Origin of the sequence: Aquisalimonas sp., from assembly GCF_007120195.1 — a bacterium.
In the GTDB taxonomy this organism is placed as follows: domain Bacteria; phylum Pseudomonadota; class Gammaproteobacteria; order Nitrococcales; family Aquisalimonadaceae; genus Aquisalimonas.
This window is the reverse complement of sequence record NZ_SKOG01000247.1, coordinates 16,883-33,603: the sequence shown is the minus strand read 5'-3', so window position 1 is coordinate 33,603 and position 16,721 is coordinate 16,883. Positions and strand designations below refer to the sequence as shown.

The following is a 16,721-nucleotide window of genomic DNA, read 5'->3' as shown; positions in this document are numbered from 1 at the left end:
CCCGCGACGAGCGCCCAGAACGGCCCGAGAAAGGTGCCGGCGGCCGCCATCAGCTTGACGTCGCCGGCGCCGGTGGTGCGCATTAGATAACCGGGGAGCAGGATGGCCAGGCCGACGGCGAGGCCGGTGACTGCCGTGACCAGCCCGGTGGTGCCGCCCAGCATTGCCTGTGCCGCTACGCCCATCGCCGCGGCACCGAACGTGAGGGCGTTGGGAATGCGCCGTTGGCGCACATCGAACGCAAGCGCCAGCCAAACCACGCCGAGCAGCAGCACGGGGAGCAGGGATTCGGCAGCGTCGACCCGGGTCATCATTGGTTGTCTCTCCCACCCTTGAGGGAAAACCAGGGGAGGCCCAGGCCCCGCCAGCGCCTCCCCTGGACCGTTTGCTTACTTAGGTCCCGTCGTAGGTCGGATCTATGACGTCCCGCAGAGCCTCGAGATGAGTCTGCACGTGCTCTCCGATCGTAAAGAAGATCCCAGCACCCACGGCCACGATGAGCCCCGCAACCAGGGCCCACTCCACGACCTCCGTGCCTTCTTCCTCGCGCAGAAAGCGCTGCATTCCAACCAAAAGCTTGTGTTTCATGGGTCTTACCTCCAAGTGAGTTGTCCAGGCCCCGGCCGCCGCGGGCGGCCCGCCTGGCGGGGAGAAATGCCCCGTGACTCAGCCTGCCCGGTCCGGGTCGTGTGCGCTTGGAGTATCTTGCAGTGCGGTAGAACTATCTTGCGCGGCGGCCGTAAGGCCCCGGTGGCAAAGGCCTCCGGCAGGGACGCTACACTGCAGCTATGGACAGCGAGCACGGGATGAGGCCATGACGGCGGCGGGTGGCGCGATCGAGGCGGTCTGTCTGGATGCCGCGGGCACGCTGTTTCGCCCCCGCGAGGCGGTGGGGGCGATCTACGCGCGCTACGCCGTGGCCCACGGGCTGTCAGCCTTCCCGGGGCTCGCGGCCACGCTGGAGGCCCGCTTTCGGGCGGGGTTTGCGGCCATGCCCGCGCCCGCCTATCGCCCGGGCGCGCCCGCGCACAATGCGGCGGTGGACCGGGCGTGGTGGGGGCAGCTCGTGCGACGGGTCATGGCCGATCTTGGCCCACTGGAGTTCGACGCGTTCTTCGACGCCGTCTACGCCGCCTTCGCCGACCCGGCGCTGTGGTGCACCTACCCGGAGACGCTGGCGGTGCTCACCCGGCTGCAGACCGCGGGGGTGCCGACCGCCATCGTCTCCAACTTCGACGCGCGGCTGCTGCCCATCTGCCGCGGCCTCGGCCTGGAGTCGCGGGTGGGTGCCATCGTCTATTCGGCAGGGGTCGGCGTCGCCAAGCCGGATCCGGCCATTTTCCGACACGCCCTGGAGCGTCTGGGCGCAGTGGCGGATGCCACGCTGCACGTGGGCGACTCGTTCCGTGAAGACGTGCAGGGGGCTCAGGCGGCGGGGCTGCATGCCCTCCACCTGCAGCGTGCCGGGGCCGACGCTGGGCTCGCTGCCGACAGCGGCATCATCCACGATCTGGCCGGATTGCAGCGGTTCGTCCTGCGTTAGCGCAGGCAGGTGTCTCTGCAGGAGATTATTATCGTCGACAATGCCTGCGCAGAGACCACCGTTTTCCTGCGGCGCTGCGGTAAGGCCGCGCAGGAAGTGGCGCTGCGGTGGCGAGCTGCGGGCGCAAGACCAATGGCAGGCACCGTGGCAGCATGCCCCAATTGCGCCCATGTTCCCGCTCTTGCCACTGGCTGGGCGTTTTCGCCGGCTGTCCTGGTCCTGGTAGCGGCGGCCGGGGGCACGGCGAGTATCCCAACACTGGCAGCCGAGGGCGTCACCATGGAAAATGGATCTACGCCGTTCGGCTACGCCGACAGTGCACTGCGAACGGTAGATCGGCGCTGGCAAACAGCTCGCCAGCAGAGCTGATCGGCAATGCGAGAGCGGGAGCGATAGGCTCATGATCGCAGTGACCATCGCCTGGACGGAGGCTGACAGCAGGAGACGCTCATGTCCGAACTGGAGCGCAGCTTTGTCGTGGGATCAACGGAAGTTCCGTTGCTTGAACATACCATCGGTGAGCAATTGGACCGCTCGGCGGCCCGCTGGGGTGAGCGCGAGGCGCTGGTTTCCGCGCACCAGGGCGTTCGCCTGAGCTACCAGGCGCTCAAGGAGCGCGTGGACGCCTACGCTGCGGGAATGCTGGCTTTGGGGCTGGAGCGCGGTGACCGGCTCGGTATCTGGTCGCACAACAACTGGGAGTGGCTGGTCACCCAGCTCGCCACCGCGAGGATCGGGGTCATCCTGGTCAACATCAATCCGGCCTACCGGCGCTCGGAGCTCACCTTTGCGCTGAACAAGGTCGGCTGCAAGGCGCTGATCAGTATGCCGGCGTTCAAGACCAGCGATTACGTGGACATAATCCAGAGCATTGCCCCCGAGCTCGCAGACAGCGAGCCCGGCCGTCTGCAGGCGGCCAAGGTGCCGGAGCTGCGGCTGGTCGCCACCTTGGGCGAGCAGCACCATTCGGGCATGCTGCGCTTTGTCGATCTTCCGGATCACGCCCGTCAGCAGCACGTCGATCAGCTCGGGCGCATCGCCGGCGAGCTGGACTGCAACGACGCGATCAATATCCAGTTCACCAGCGGCACCACCGGCAGCCCCAAAGGCGCGACCCTCACCCACAGGAACATCCTTAACAACGGCTTTTTCGTCGGCGAGACCATCCGGCTGACCGAAGCGGACCGGCTGTGTGTGCCCGTGCCGCTGTATCACTGCTTCGGCATGGTCATGGGCAATCTCGCCTGCCTCACCCACGGCAGTTGTGTCGTCTACCCGAGCGAGGCGTTCGAACCCGAGGCCGTGCTCAGGACTGTGGCGGCCGAGCGCTGTACCGGCCTCTATGGTGTGCCGACCATGTTCAATGCAGAGCTTGCCCACCCCGACTTCCAGACGTTCGATCTGGGGTCCCTGCGCACCGGCATCATGGCGGGTTCACCCTGCCCGGTGGAGGTGATGAAGCGGGTGATCAACGAAATGAACATGGGCGAGGTGACTATCGCCTACGGCATGACCGAGACCAGCCCGGTCAGCTTCCAGAGTTCGGCCACGGACCCGGTCGAACGGCGGGTGTCCACGGTGGGCCGGGTGCACCCCCACCTGGAGGTCAAGGTCGTCGATGACGCCGGCAACATCGTCGCCCCCGGCGAGCCCGGCGAGCTGTGCACGCGCGGCTACAGCGTGATGCAGGGCTACTGGGGTGATGCGGAGAAGACCGCGGAGGTCATCGACGCGGAGGGCTGGATGCACACAGGCGATCTGGGCGTCATCGATGAACAGGGGTACTGCTCGATCATTGGCCGCATCAAGGATATGGTCATCCGCGGCGGCGAGAATATCTACCCCCGTGAGGTGGAAGATTTCTTTTACACCCATCCGGCGGTGGAGGACGTGCAGGTGGTCGGCGTGCCGGACAGCCGCTACGGCGAGGAGCTGTGCGCCTGGGTTCGCTTGCGATCCGGCGCGAAAGCCACGGAGGAGGAGCTGCGGGAGTTCGCCCGCGGGGAGATCGCCCATCACAAGATTCCGCGCTACATTCGCATCGTTGACGAGTTCCCGATGACCGTCACCGGCAAGATCCAGAAGTTTCTCATCCGCGAGCAGATGGTCGAGGAGCTGGGACTCGATGGCGACAAGAATGCCTGAGCGTGGCGCTGCGCGAGCGTGGCCCGACAACAACCGCATCACCCCAAACGAGAGGTCCGCAGTATGGCAATAGAAGACCGCTTTTCACACATCGTGCTGGCGACCGACGGCTCCGAGCAGAGTCAGCGGGCAGCCCGGGTCGCCGGCAGCGTCGCGTCGGGACTGGGTTTGCCAGTCATCGTCCTGACAGTGGACGACAAGGACGAAGAGATGCCCGCCGAGCTGGCGGCCATGAGGACCTCCCGGAAGGACATCAAGGCGGGTCGCAAGGAACACTTCGCCGAGATCGCCGCGAATGCCAGGAAAAAACTCGAGGAACAGCAGGTCACGGTGGAAGAGATCGTCACCGAGGGCGATCCGGCCCAGACCATCATGCGCGTCGCGCACGACTACCCGGCACCGATGGTGGTCATTGGTCGGCACGGTCACACCGGTTTTCGCGAGCTGCTCATGGGCAGCGTCAGCCACAAAGTCACGCACACAGCGGATTGTCCGGTGCTTGTGGTGAATTGAGGCGGCTGCGCCCGCTCGGGTACCGGCAACACGGGGCATGTGCCGGCTCGTCCCGCAGGTGCGGTCCCCGCGGTAGCAGGCCACCACGGTGGCAAGCGCTCGGATGCGCAAGGGATCCCGCGCCAGCCTGGGGCTGGCGCGGGGGTTGGACGGGAATGGCCGCAGGCATCCGCTGGTTGATCGCTACAAGGCAATGCGCGTGCCCAGCGCCAGCAGAAATGCCGCCAGCCAGGCCGGATGCCCGGGCCAGGCCGGGCTGGTCACCAGATTGCCGTCGGTCTCAACCGCATCGACGGCGATATCGGCATACCTTCCGCATGCGAGGCGCACCTCGGCGGCACAGGCCGGGTAGGCAGCAACGCGCCGCCCCTTCATGACGCCCGCGCCGGCCAGGATCTGGACGCCGTGGCAGACCGCGGCGATCGGCTTCTCCATGGCGGCGAAGTGGCGCACGATGTCGACCACCTGCGGGTCCAGGCGCAGGTACTCGGGCGCGCGTCCGCCGGGGACCAGCAAGGCGTCGTAATCGGCGGCGTTGACGTCGCTGAAGGTCGCGTTGAGGGTGAAGTTGTGGCCTCGTTTCTCGGTGTAGGTCTGGTCGCCCTCGAAGTCGTGTATGGCGGTCTTGATCGACTGACCTGCCGATTTCCCTGGGGAGACAGCGTCGACTTGGTGGCCCACCATCATCAGGGCCTGGAACGGGACCATTACTTCGTAGTCCTCAACAAAGTCGCCGACCAGCATCAGGATGCGTTTTGCAGCCATGGGAATTACTCCTGTTGTATCAGTATGTCAGGGCGTGACACCCCGTTTCGCTTTGGTTCCGGCCGGGGGTTAGCCGGCCGCCTCGCGGGTCTGTCGGGCCTTGGCACCCTGGCGGTGGCGGCGCGGGTGATCTTGTCCCGAAAGGTTGCGATTCTTCTGCGCGTATTCAGGCGCGCAGTCCGGGTGGTGCTGTCCCACTGCGGCGGCGGCCTCGACGGTGCCCACCAAAGTCGGCCGGGTCAGGGCGTCGGTCAGGGCCTGGGCCATCTCCTCCACAAGCTCATCGAGTTCCCGCGGTGTGACGTTCCGGGCGATGCCGTCCCGTCGGCTGCACGCGCTGACGGTGACGCCGCGTGGCGTTACGGCGATGGCATAACCCGCCGGCATGAATTGTCTCCTCCTCGCTTTAACCCGCGGCTCTCAGTCCGCCTCAGGTCTCGGTGGGGCGCTGCGCTGTGGGTGCAGCACCTGAACGTTGCGCCGGGAGTGCACTGAATCCATGTCATAAAACGATCAAAACCGATCACAACCGAACAACATGAGTAGAATGCTACGGCAAGTGGATTTGAAATACAACATAAATGAAAAATTAATGTTCACTATGTTCGCGTAGCAAACCGCAGGCCGAGGTTTGGCTGCGACGCGGCGCTGGTGGGGCGGAGATTCCTGATGTCGGTTGACTGGGAGGAAGGGCTGTATTCAGCTCACCGCAGCGCTGCGGTCAGCGCAGTGCGTGAGGAGAAGGCGGCAACGGTCTGAGATTTCCCGGAAACGGGACGTCGACGTGGCGGCAGCGGGTGCAGAAGATGGTGGGGCTTCGCGCGCTTTCAGCCACCGCTCGATGCGGCGGGTTCGCTCCTCGTGCTGGCGGGTCCGGCGACCCGCACCGTAACACCCGCTTCCTCCAGTACGGGGAGCATGGCTGGTGGCGGGGGTGCGTCAGTGAACAGGGTGTCAATCTGGGACAGGTGGCCGAGTTCCACCAGGGCATCGCGGCTGAACTTGCTGTGGTCAGCCGCGAGAAACACCCGCCGCGAATGGGCGAGGATGGCCTGGGACACGCGCACCTCGCGGTAGTCGAAGTCGCGCAGGGTGCCGTCCGGGTCGATGCCGGAGATGCCGATGACGCCGTAGTCCACCTTGAATTGGCGGATGAAATCGATGGTTGCCTCACCGGTCACACCGCGGTCCCGCCCGCGTACAACGCCGGGGGCAACGACGACTTCGGAGCTGGGGTCGTTGCAGAGCATGGTCGCCACATTGAGGTTGTTGGTGATCACCCGCAGCCCCGTGTGCCCCGTCAAGGCCGCCGCGACCGCCTCGGTGGTGGTGCCGAGGTTGATGAACAGCGACGACCGGTTGGGTATGTGCTCGGCGAGCAACGCCGCGATCCGCTGCTTCTCCGGCAGAAGAAGGCCGCAGCGGGCGATGTAGGCCACATTCTCGGCGCCGGAGGCCGGCGCCACACCTCCATGATAGCGCCGCAGCAGGCCTTGGCCGGCCAGCACGTTGACGTCTCGCCGAATGGTTTGCGGTGTAACGTCGAAGACTTGCGCGAGATCCTCAATCGAAACGAAGCCTTGCTCGCGAACCTTCTGTACGAGTTCGTTCTGCCGGAAGTTCATAATCGAAACCTTAGCGGTTCGGTCGCTGGGTTGCAACGGGTGGCGTGTTCACTTCGCCACCGCGGTAATTGTTCAGCGCTCCCCTAAAGCGTTCCCCAGGCGATCCATGGCCGTGACCAGGTTGTCCATGCCCGTCGCAAAGGAGATTCGGACGTAACCCTCAAGGCCGAACGCCGACCCCGGCACCAGTGCGACATTGGCCTCATTGATCAGGTGCTCGGCGAACTCGACATCGTTCCTGAGCCCTAAATTCTTGATAGCGCTCTGGACCCGTGGAAAGCAGTAGAACGTGCCATCGCCTTCCAGGCACTCGACACCGTTGATGGCGTTCAGGGCGTTGACGACGAAATCATGCCGCTCACGAAAGGCCTTGAGCATGGGGGCGATGCACCCCTGATCCCCCGTCAACGCTGCTACCGACGCCGCCTGAGCGATGGAGCAGGGGTTCGATGTGCTCTGTGACTGGATCTTCTTCATGGCGCCGATCACGTTCCTCGGGCCGGCGGCGTAGCCGATGCGCCAGCCCGTCATGGCATAGCCCTTGGAGACGCCGTTGATGACGATGGTGCGCTCCTTCAGCCCCGGGCAGGCGTTGACGATGTTTGTGAACGGCTCATTCGCCCAGAGAATGTGCTCGTAAATGTCGTCCGTGAGGATGAGCGCTCGGGGATACTCCTCGAGCACGGCGCCGAGCGCCTGCAGCTCCGCGCGCGTGTAGGCAACCCCTGTCGGGTTGGACGGGCTGTTGAGCACCACCAGCCGCGTCTTGCTGGTCAGCGTCGCTTCCAGCTGCTCCGGCGTGATCTTGAACCGCTGTTCCTTGGTGGTTTCGATCTCCCTGGGCACGGCGTCGGCAAGGCGCGCCATGTCTGGATAAGAGACCCAGAAGGGTACCGGGATGACAACTTCGTCATCTGAGTCAAGGATCGCCTGCATCACATTGTAGATGCTGTGCTTGGCACCCGCCGAGACGATGATCTGCTCGAGTTCGAAATCCAGCGCGTTTTGCTCCGAGAACTTCTTCTGAATTGCCTGTTTCAGCGCCGGGGTGCCGTCCACCGCGGTATACTTGGTCTCCCCGGCATGAATCGCCTGGATCGCAGCCTCTTTGATATGATCCGGGGTGTCGAAATCGGGCTCCCCGGCCCCGAGGCCGATAATGTCCTTGCCGGCGGCGCGCAGTTCTGCCGCCCGCGCAGTCACCGCCAGGGTGGGAGAGGGTCGTACGCGCTGAACGCGGATTGCAAGCGAGTTGTCCAAGCTGTTCTCCGACGGGTTCCGGGACGGTTTAAGTTGACTCACCCGCGGGACCCGGTACTCAGGTCTCCGCTGGGTAAAGCGTCTCGGTTAATGATAATGGAAAGGATGCTCCACATGAAGGAAACGCTTTTCCCCCTCTCCCTGCAGGCGTATTTACCCCGATGACCAGGCGCTTCCGGGGATCGCATCAACTTTGCTAGGCTCCGGTGTCTGGGGTTCGGCCTGCCCGCGCCAAGCCCGATACGGGCCTTCCGCCGGTGCGAAATTCCGCCGTCCGCGCAGTCTCACCCAGGCGGAAGGCGCCTTACGCGCTTGCCCAGTTCGCAAGTGAGTGGTCCATTCGCCCCGGTGGAGTTGCTGACCCTATGACCAAGCCGTTTCGTGTGCAGTGCAGCTACGAGCCCGCGGGCGATCAGCCCGAGGCCATTGCCAAGCTGCTCGATGGACTGAGAGACGGGCTGTATCACCAGACGCTGCTCGGGGTCACCGGGTCGGGAAAGACCTTTACCATGGCCAATCTCATCGAGGCCGAGCAGCGACCTGCGCTGATACTGGCGCCGAACAAGACCCTGGCCGCCCAGCTCTATGGCGAGATGCGGGAGTACTTCCCGGGCAACGCCGTGGAGTATTTCGTCTCCTATTACGATTACTACCAGCCCGAGGCGTACGTGCCGTCCTCGGATACGTTCATCGAGAAAGACGCCTCGGTGAACGAGCACATCGAACAGATGCGACTGTCCGCCACCAAGGCCATTATCGAGCGGCGCGACACGATCATCGTGGCCTCGGTGTCGTCCATTTACGGCCTGGGCGATCCCAAGTCCTACCTCAGCATGGTGCTGCATTTGGTCCGGGGCGATGTCGCCGAGCAGCGGCAGATCATGCGCCGGCTGGCCGAGCTCCAGTACACGCGCAACGACGCGGAGCTGCGCCGGGGCACCTATCGGGTGCGTGGGGAGGTCATCGACATCTATCCGGCGGAGTCCGAGTCCGAGGCGGTGCGCGTGGAACTCTTCGATGATGAGGTGGAGGCGCTCAGCCATTTCGATCCCCTCACGGGCGAGGTCCTGCGCAAGGTCAGCCGCGTGACCGTCTACCCGAAGACGCACTACGTGACGCCGCGCAAGACCATTGTCGATGCCATCGAGGAGATCAAGCAGGAGCTGCGCGAGCGCCTGGACGAGCTGCGCACCCAGGACAAGCTGCTGGAGGCGCAGCGGCTTGAGCAGCGCACCCGCTTCGATATCGAGATGATGCAGGAATTGGGCTATTGCAACGGCATCGAGAACTACTCCCGCTACCTCTCGGCCCGCCAGGCGGGCGAGCCGCCGCCGACGCTGTTCGATTATCTGCCGTCCGATAGTCTGCTCTTCATTGATGAGTCCCACGTCACCATCCCGCAGATTGGCGGCATGTACCGGGGTGACCGGGCGCGCAAGACGACGCTGGTGGACTACGGGTTCCGCCTGCCCTCGGCCCTGGATAACCGCCCGCTGCGCTTCGACGAATGGGAGCGGCTGGCGCCGCAAATGATTTTCGTCTCGGCCACGCCGGGGCCGTATGAAGCCCGCCACACCGGTCAGGTTGTGGATCAGGTGGTCCGACCCACGGGACTGGTCGACCCGCAGATCGAAGTGCGACCCGCGATTACCCAGGTGGATGATCTGCTCGGCGAGATCAGCGATCGTGTGAGTCGCAATGAGCGGGTGCTGGTCACCACGTTGACCAAACGCATGGCCGAGGATCTCACGGAGTACCTCGCGGAGAATGGCGTTCACGTGCGCTATCTGCACTCGGACATCGACACCGTCGAGCGCATGGAGATCATCCGCGACTTGCGCCTGGGGACGTTCGACGTGCTGGTGGGTATCAACTTGTTGCGCGAGGGGCTGGATCTTCCGGAGGTCTCGTTGGTGGCCATTCTCGATGCGGACAAGGAAGGCTTTCTGCGCTCGGGGCGGTCGCTCATTCAGACCATCGGCCGTGCCGCGCGCAATTCCGAAGGTAAGGCCATGCTCTACGCGGACAAAGTGACGGATTCCATGCGCGCGGCCATCGACGAGACCGAGCGTCGGCGCGCCAAGCAGATTGCCCATAATGAAGCCCACGGGATCACCCCGCAGACCATCCGCAAGGCCGTGGCCGATGTCATGGAGCGCGGCGGCGCTGGCGTTCCGCAGCCCTTGAGGCACGAGGCCCGAGTGGCGGAAGAGGCCGCACGCTACGCGGACTGCACCCCGGCCCAGGCGGTCAAGCGGATCAAGGAGCTGGAGCAGCAGATGTACGCCCACGCCCGCAATCTGGAGTTCGAGGAAGCAGGGCGATTGCGCGATGAGGTGCGTCGTTTGGAGCACTACGCCTTGGAACGGCCGGACGTCAAGTCGGCTTGACGCAGGGGCTGTTACAGGCAGGGGGTGGCGGACCGTTCGGGGTGGTTCCTTTGTAATGCATCTGTGTGGTATTGAGTGCGCAGGGGACAACTCGCCTGGTTCCGCCGCTGTCCTGGAAGACGCGCTCACCGTGATGCTGGCGTCTTCCACCCAGAAGCGTTTCTGCCAAAAACTCTGCCAATAACAAGGGGTGACGACGTGAAAGCCTTTTTCGATCCGATGCAGGATGGCCACATCCCGCGCAGTTATCTCTCGCGCGGGCAGATGCGTACGCCGTTGGAAATCCCGGAGCGCACGGGGTATATCCTCAAGGGCCTGGAGGCCGTTGGCATTGAGGTGGAGCGCCCGGTGGATCACGGCATGCGCGAGATCACGCGGGTGCACGACTTCGGTTATCTGCGTTTCCTCGAAAGCGCCCATCGGCGCTGGAAGCAGATCCCCGACGACTGGGGTGAGGAGGTGATGTCCAACGTCTTCGTCCGCTCACCGAACTCTTTGCGCGGGATTCTGGCCGAATCCGCTCGTTACCAGGCGGACGGCAGTTGCCCGATCGGGGACAAGACCTGGGAAGCCGCGTACTGGTCTGCCCAGACTGCGCTCTCAGCTGCGGACGAACTGCGCAAAGGCGCGCGAGAGGCCTACGCGGTATGCCGGCCGCCCGGGCACCATGCCCGCTACGACGCGGCGGGTGGATTCTGCTACCTGAATAACGCCGCCATCGCCGCCGAGGCCCTGCGGGAGCGGTATCCGCGCATCGCCATCCTGGATCCGGACGTACATCATGGCCAGGGCATACAGGAGCTCTACTACACTCGGGATGACACCCTGTACATCTCCATTCACGGTGATCCGACCAACTTCTACCCGGTGGTGAGCGGCCACGATGATGAGCGCGGTGAGGGGGCCGGATACGGCTACACCATCAACCTGCCGATGCCTCACGGTTCCCCGGAAGAGACCTTCTTCGACCGGCTGGCTACGGCGATGCACAGCATTAAGGTGTTCGAGCCGGACCTGCTTATCGTCACACTGGGTTTCGACATCTATGAGCGTGACCCACAGGCCAAGGTCGCCGTGTCCTCGGCAGGCTTCAACCGTCTGGCGAAGACCGTGGGCGGCGTTGATGCGCCGATGCTGGTGGTGCAGGAGGGTGGCTATCATCTGGAGAGCCTCACGGAGAATACGAAGCAGTTTTTCTCCGGGCTGCTGGCGGTGCGTTAGCGTTTGACCGGGCGCCTGCCGGAGCCCGGGGCGAACGGCCCGAGGCTTTCTCACGTTGCCCCTGAATGCGCTGAGCGGGGCGAGTTGGGATTGGTGCGCGGGCAACGCAGGTATGCCTGACCGGTGGAGGGCCAGTGTTTGGCGCGGCGTGGCGCGAACAACCGCCCTGCTGGGCAGCAGGGCGGTGGCTTGCTGTCTTGTTTCAGTTGATCACGAGCACCGGACACTCGGCATAGTGGACCACCTTGTTGCTTACGCTGCCCATCACCAGTTCGCGAAAACCAGTCAGGCCACGCCGACCGATGACGACCACCGGGGCATCGACTTCCCGGGTGCGTTGGATGATCTCCTGAGCCGGGTCTCCGACAAGGATCTCCTCGTCGACGGTCAGCCCCTGTTCCCGTAGCGCGTCCGCGGCTGCCTTGACAGTCGCCTGCGCCTCCCGCCGCCGGGATTCCTGTATATCCTTGGTGCTGATCTTTCCCGGACCCATGAGTTCCGAGGGCATGATGTCCCGATCGACAATCACGCTCAGGACAGTGATGGGTTGGCCGCTCATCCTGGACAGGTCCGCGGCGGCTCGTCTCGCCCGTTTGGCGGTCTCGGACCCATCGACGGGGAGAAGGATCCGACTGTAGAACGTATTCTGGTTCATGGCACTAATTCCTCATCTCCGCTGGTCCCCGCGGCGCCACCGTGGGGCGCCGCGGCCGGCTGATTACTCTTCGTCCGCCTTCTGAGCAGGCCGTCGACCCCTCTCGTCGCGGGGTTCTCTACCAAACAGATTGGCCTTTTCCACGAACAGATACAGCAGCGCACCTGCCGCAAGGCCCCAACCTGCGCCGTAGACGGCGAGAACGACAGCCATGACACCGCCGACACCCCGTTCGACCTGGGACTCAAGCTGCTCCAAGCCGACCATGATGCAAATATAGCCGGTGAGCAGCAGTGTGAGCGACAGGGCGATCGGCAACACCGGTTGAAAGAACGACACCAAAGGCAGGATGAACAGGGCGATAAAACCCGTAATCCAGAAGGTGCCCCCGCCGCTGTAGATGGAATCCATGGCTTTTCGGCCATACTTGTAGCGCTCCGCCATGGTGGCAGCAACCGCCGTCCAGATCGGACCGGCCAGGCCCGGGTAGGGTGCGAAAAACGCGTGCATGGCATTGCGGATGGCGGTGACGAGGTGGACGCGATCCACATCGTGGTCGATGGCCTCATCCGTGCGCAGGTGATCAACGCGCTCGATCAGCGTCTTGCCGACGATGATATCGCCGAACGCGATGATGTAGGCGATTAGCGCGGTGGGGATCGCCAACATGAAGATGTCCAGCCCCGGGAAGCCTACCATGAACGGCAGATAGCCCCACATCTCGGCAAAGGCCGGGCGCGTGATGCCGAACTCGATGTCGGGGAATGGATACTCGGCGACTAAAAAGCCGACCACGATGGCGACGATCATACCCGGGACCATGCCGTAGTTGGCGACCTTTTTCGCCAGCTCGTAGCGCTCGACCATCCCTTTGAACGACAGGCTGAACATCAGATAGGCACAAAGCATGCCGCCGACGACCAGCGAGATGGGCGTCTGCGCCAGGCGGCCGCCTTCCTGGATCTCGCCGATGATGGCGGCGATGCCGGCGCCGATGATAATGCCGCCCTTCATCGATCGCGGGATGATGTTGACGAGCTTTGTGCCGAGTCGGGTAATGCCGAGTATCAGAAATATCAGAAACACCAGGAACTGCAGGGCGAACATGGCCTGGATCGCCTCGGTGCCGGGCTCGAAATCCCCCAGGAACAGGACGACCACGGGAATCGCGGGCGTGATCCACCCGGGAATGAAGGGCACGCCGAGCAGCGCCGGCAGCATGAAACCAATACCGCAGACCACCACGTAAGCGAGGGCTACATCGTAGGGCAGGCCAAGATACTGCTCCAGCAGCGGGATCATGCCCAGACTGACCACGAACATGATCAGCGCCTGGACCATCTCCGGCATTTCCCAGCGGTAATGCACAAACGGCAGGCGGATTTTGAAGGGACCAGCCGGCCAGTACGGCTGCTCTTGCCCGTGTTCGCGTTTGTAGACTTGCATCAGGATTCCTCCTCCTCCGGAGCACTCAGCGATCGATCAACGGCCGCTCCTGCGACGCAACGGCGCGGGCCACTAGAGGGGGCGGGGCGTCACCCGCTTTTGACGTGTGTGGCGGGCCGGGTGGGCGGCCCGCCACTGGAGTGATCAAACGGCCTTGGCCTGGTCTCTTAGGCGGAACTTCTGTATTTTCCCGGTCGATGTCTTCGGCAGCTCTCCGAAGATCACCTTCTTGGGTGCCTTGAAGCGCGCCAGATTCTCGCGACAGAATTTGATGATGTCTTCTTCGGTCGTGTCCTCATGCCCGGGGCGCAGCGTAATGAAAGCACAGGGGACCTCGCCCCATTTCTCGTCGGGGCGGGCCACAACCGCGACGTCCATGACGCTTGGATGGCGGTAAAGGGTGTCCTCCACCTCGATCGTAGAGATGTTCTCACCGCCGGAAATGATGATGTCCTTGAGGCGGTCCTTGATTTCCACGTAACCATTGGCGTGCCATACGGCCAGATCCCCGGTGTGATACCAGTCCCCTTTGAAGGCCTTGTCCGTGGCGCTGGGGTTCTTGAGATAGCCTTTCATGACGGTATTGCCGCGCATGAAGATCTCGCCCATGGTTTCGCCGTCCTTGGGCACGGGCTCCAGGGTCTCGGAATCCGCCACCATGACGCCGCCCAGTGTGTGATAGCGCACGCCCTGGCGGGCCTTCAAGCGGGCGCGCTGTTGCAGGGGCAACTCATTCCATTCCTCGTGCCAGGCGCAGACCATGACGGGCCCGTAGGTCTCGGTCAGCCCGTAGACATGGTTGACGCTGATGCCCATCGCCTCGACACCGCCGATGACCTGTGCCGGGGGAGCGGCGCCGGCGGTCATGGCCTTGACCCCGTGACCGATGCCCTGCTTGGAGGACTCGGGCGCATTGAGAATGGCGTTCAGCACGATGGGCGCGCCGCACATGTGGGTCACCTGGTGTTCTCGGATGAGGTCCAGGATTTTCTCCGGCTCAACCTTGCGCAGGCACACATGGGTCCCCGCGCAGGCGGTGATGGTCCACGGGAAACACCAGCCGTTGCAGTGAAACATGGGCAGGGTCCACAGGTAGGTGGGGTGGCCGGATATGTCCCAGACCATGATGTTGCCGATGCTGTTCAGATAGGCGCCCCGATGGTGATAGACCACGCCTTTCGGGTCGCCGGTCGTCCCGGAGGTATAGTTCAGGGAAATGGCGTTCCACTCATCCTCGGGTGTTTGCCAGGCGTACCCAGGATCGCCCTCGTTCAGCAACGCCTCGTAGTCGAGGTCGCTAACAGGCTCGCTCTCACCGTACTCCGGATCGTTGACATCGATGACGAGAATCTCCCGCTCGACCCGGGCGAGGGCGTCCTTGATGATGGCGCCGAATTCCCGGTCCACAATCAGGGCTTTCGCTTCGCCGTGGCCCAGCATGAACGCAATCGTCTGACCGTCCAGGCGCACGTTCAGGGCGTTCAGAACGGCGCCGATCATGGGAACGCCGAAATGCGCTTCCAGCATTTCAGGGGTATTGGGCAGCATGACCGCCACGGTGTCGCCCTTGCCGATTCCGCGGCCCTCAAGAGCGCTGGCGAGCTGCCGGCAACGGCTGTAGGTCTGCGCCCAGGTGCGGCGCACGGCGCCGTGAATCACGGCTGTGCGCTCGGGATAAACGCTTGCCGCGCGTTCGATGAAGGTCAGCGGCGACAGGGGTGTGTAGTTGGCCGGGTTTTGCCCCAGGTGCTGCTCGAAGATGGATTGAGCCGTCTGCATGGTGTGTCTCCTCCGAGAGTCTTGATGGTCTTGTGCGATGCACGACCTGATTCGATCAGGACCTTTGATCTCGCCGCCTGACGGGGCTTCGGGCTCAATAACCGCGACACCCGCCGGATGCCGTCTCCCCATGCCCATACTGATCATCGATGAGCCGTTGAACGCGCGGGCCCGGACAACACTCGCGGCAAGGCTTGCAGAGCGGCGTGATCGCCACTGGCTCCCTGTAATGCCGTGCTCTGCGCGCTGTGGCCATCCGGGGCCGGCCGCGTGTGGCGAGAGGGTGACGCCTCCATCAAGGGTGTAGCCACGGTGACTGCAATACAACCACGCGCCAGACGGCTTCGCCTGTAACAGTAGTAATCGCGTTTGCGCAAAAATCAAGAAACTCTTGCGTCGCGCCGCGTGCCCGCAAGCGGACAACGCCCTCAAACGGCTCGTGCCCCGGGTTTCGGCGTGACCGCAGAGCAACGCCACACCGGGCGTCACCAGTTTCGGCTGCCGCTCGCGGGGCTGCAATGCTTTGCGATTGTCAGAGCCAGCGATTCTGGCCCTCGGTATGCGGATCAGCACCCAGTCGATCCGGACTCCAGGGCGAATGTCGCCTCCCGCGACACGCGCCTGGTGAGCCCCCTGTTGGGCGGTCAGGTGATATGCGGGAGCTCCCACGCTTGGTGGCCAATTTTGGTGTGGCCAGTGCTGCTCAGGCCGATTAGAGTGGACGCGGTGTCTGTACGTCGCTGCTAGGATCACGGAATGGAGATGCTTTTATGTCGATACGACTGACCGGGCTTGCGCTCGCTCTTGCTGGTGTGCTGGTTTTCGCAAATGCCCATGCCCTGGATGATGCGGCCATTGATCAATGGCTCGGTTCCATGAAGGATTTGCAGGAGTGGGGTGAAGCGCAGCCAGACCTGGACGAGGAGGAGTTCGATGCCGACGTGGACCCGGGAGACTTGGACTTCGAGAGCATGCTGTCGGACTCGGTTCGGGAACACCGCGAAGCGGAGCAGATAATTGAGCGCCACGGGTACAGCGACGTGGACGAATGGTCCGCAACCGGCAGTCGGATCTTTCGTGCCATGATGGCCGCTGAGAGCGGGGTCAGCCCGGAGATGGAGCGCGAAATGGAACAAGCGCTGCAGGAGATCGAGGACGCCCCGCACCTGTCGGATGAGCAAAAGGCACAGATGCGCGAGCAGATGACAAGTCAAATGGAAATGCTCTCTGGCATGTTCGAGGATGTCCCGGAAAGCGATGTTGAGGCCGTCCGCCGTAATCGGGACGCCATCATGCGGGTGATGGATGAGTAGGCGCCCGCGGGGTTGCGGTCTCGGGCGTTCGCCGGGATGAGCGACTCTGGACGGTCGTAAAGGCCT

At 63.6% G+C, this 16,721-nt stretch carries 15 protein-coding genes; 6 read left to right on the top strand and 9 right to left on the bottom strand.

Going from position 1 to position 16,721, the window contains the following annotated elements; all coding sequences use genetic code 11:
* Together QZT63_RS17495 and QZT63_RS17490 are read right to left on the bottom strand one after the other, a co-directional pair.
* The coding region (locus QZT63_RS17495; RefSeq protein ID WP_290652975.1) for an A24 family peptidase at window positions 1–314 on the bottom strand (314 nt) is incomplete at its 3' end.
* A 79-nt stretch (window positions 315–393) separates the two neighbouring features.
* Complete coding sequence (locus tag QZT63_RS17490) at window positions 394–588, bottom strand: hypothetical protein (RefSeq protein WP_290652972.1); 195 nt, start codon at window positions 586–588, stop codon at window positions 394–396.
* 226 nt (window positions 589–814) lie between these two features.
* Between QZT63_RS17490 and QZT63_RS17485 the strand changes: the two genes are divergently transcribed.
* The 3 genes from QZT63_RS17485 to QZT63_RS17475 all read left to right on the top strand — a co-directional run bounded on the left by QZT63_RS17485 (window position 815) and on the right by QZT63_RS17475 (window position 4,201).
* Window positions 815–1,543 carry an HAD-IA family hydrolase gene (locus QZT63_RS17485; protein WP_290652970.1) on the top strand — a complete coding sequence of 243 codons (729 nt, stop codon included), beginning with the start codon at window positions 815–817 and terminating at the stop codon, window positions 1,541–1,543.
* Between the two features lie 450 nt (window positions 1,544–1,993).
* On the top strand, window positions 1,994–3,688 hold the full coding sequence (locus tag QZT63_RS17480) for an AMP-binding protein (RefSeq protein WP_290652968.1): 1,695 nt from the start codon (window positions 1,994–1,996) through the stop codon (window positions 3,686–3,688).
* Between the two features lie 63 nt (window positions 3,689–3,751).
* On the top strand, window positions 3,752–4,201 hold the full coding sequence (locus QZT63_RS17475) for a universal stress protein (RefSeq protein ID WP_290652967.1): 450 nt from the start codon (window positions 3,752–3,754) through the stop codon (window positions 4,199–4,201).
* A 183-nt stretch (window positions 4,202–4,384) separates the two neighbouring features.
* On the opposite strand, the gene QZT63_RS17470 is transcribed toward QZT63_RS17475, so the two are convergent.
* From QZT63_RS17470 to QZT63_RS17455, 4 genes are all read right to left on the bottom strand, one after another.
* Complete coding sequence (locus QZT63_RS17470) at window positions 4,385–4,966, bottom strand: DJ-1/PfpI family protein (protein ID WP_290652966.1); 582 nt, start codon at window positions 4,964–4,966, stop codon at window positions 4,385–4,387.
* Between the two features lie 69 nt (window positions 4,967–5,035).
* Entirely contained in the window at window positions 5,036–5,353 is a 318-nt protein-coding gene (locus QZT63_RS17465) for a hypothetical protein (protein WP_290652964.1), read from the bottom strand.
* Between the two features lie 440 nt (window positions 5,354–5,793).
* Window positions 5,794–6,591 carry a DeoR family transcriptional regulator gene (locus QZT63_RS17460; protein WP_290652962.1) on the bottom strand — a complete coding sequence of 266 codons (798 nt, stop codon included), beginning with the start codon at window positions 6,589–6,591 and terminating at the stop codon, window positions 5,794–5,796.
* A gap of 72 nt (window positions 6,592–6,663) precedes the next feature.
* Entirely contained in the window at window positions 6,664–7,851 is a 1,188-nt protein-coding gene (locus QZT63_RS17455; RefSeq protein WP_290652960.1) for a pyridoxal phosphate-dependent aminotransferase, read from the bottom strand.
* Between the two features lie 365 nt (window positions 7,852–8,216).
* Here QZT63_RS17455 and uvrB point away from each other — a divergent pair, with 365 nt between their 5' ends.
* Both uvrB and QZT63_RS17445 read left to right on the top strand, forming a co-directional pair.
* Window positions 8,217–10,241, top strand: coding sequence for an excinuclease ABC subunit UvrB (gene uvrB / locus QZT63_RS17450; RefSeq protein WP_290652959.1), 2,025 nt, complete (start codon window positions 8,217–8,219; stop codon window positions 10,239–10,241).
* Window positions 10,242–10,439: 198 nt separating this feature from the next.
* On the top strand, window positions 10,440–11,462 hold the full coding sequence (locus QZT63_RS17445; RefSeq protein WP_290652958.1) for a histone deacetylase family protein: 1,023 nt from the start codon (window positions 10,440–10,442) through the stop codon (window positions 11,460–11,462).
* Window positions 11,463–11,664: 202 nt separating this feature from the next.
* On the opposite strand, the gene QZT63_RS17440 is transcribed toward QZT63_RS17445, so the two are convergent.
* The 3 genes from QZT63_RS17440 to QZT63_RS17430 all read right to left on the bottom strand — a co-directional run bounded on the left by QZT63_RS17440 (window position 11,665) and on the right by QZT63_RS17430 (window position 15,342).
* Window positions 11,665–12,117, bottom strand: a complete 453-nt coding sequence (locus tag QZT63_RS17440) for a universal stress protein (RefSeq protein ID WP_290652957.1) — start codon at window positions 12,115–12,117, stop codon at window positions 11,665–11,667.
* Between the two features lie 63 nt (window positions 12,118–12,180).
* Complete coding sequence (locus QZT63_RS17435) at window positions 12,181–13,563, bottom strand: solute carrier family 23 protein (RefSeq protein WP_290652956.1); 1,383 nt, start codon at window positions 13,561–13,563, stop codon at window positions 12,181–12,183.
* 144 nt (window positions 13,564–13,707) lie between these two features.
* On the bottom strand, window positions 13,708–15,342 hold the full coding sequence (locus QZT63_RS17430; RefSeq protein WP_290652955.1) for an acyl-CoA synthetase: 1,635 nt from the start codon (window positions 15,340–15,342) through the stop codon (window positions 13,708–13,710).
* Window positions 15,343–16,112: 770 nt separating this feature from the next.
* On the opposite strand from QZT63_RS17430, the gene QZT63_RS17425 reads away from it, so the two are divergent.
* Complete coding sequence (locus QZT63_RS17425) at window positions 16,113–16,655, top strand: hypothetical protein (RefSeq protein ID WP_290652954.1); 543 nt, start codon at window positions 16,113–16,115, stop codon at window positions 16,653–16,655.
* Window positions 16,656–16,721 lie beyond the last annotated feature (66 nt).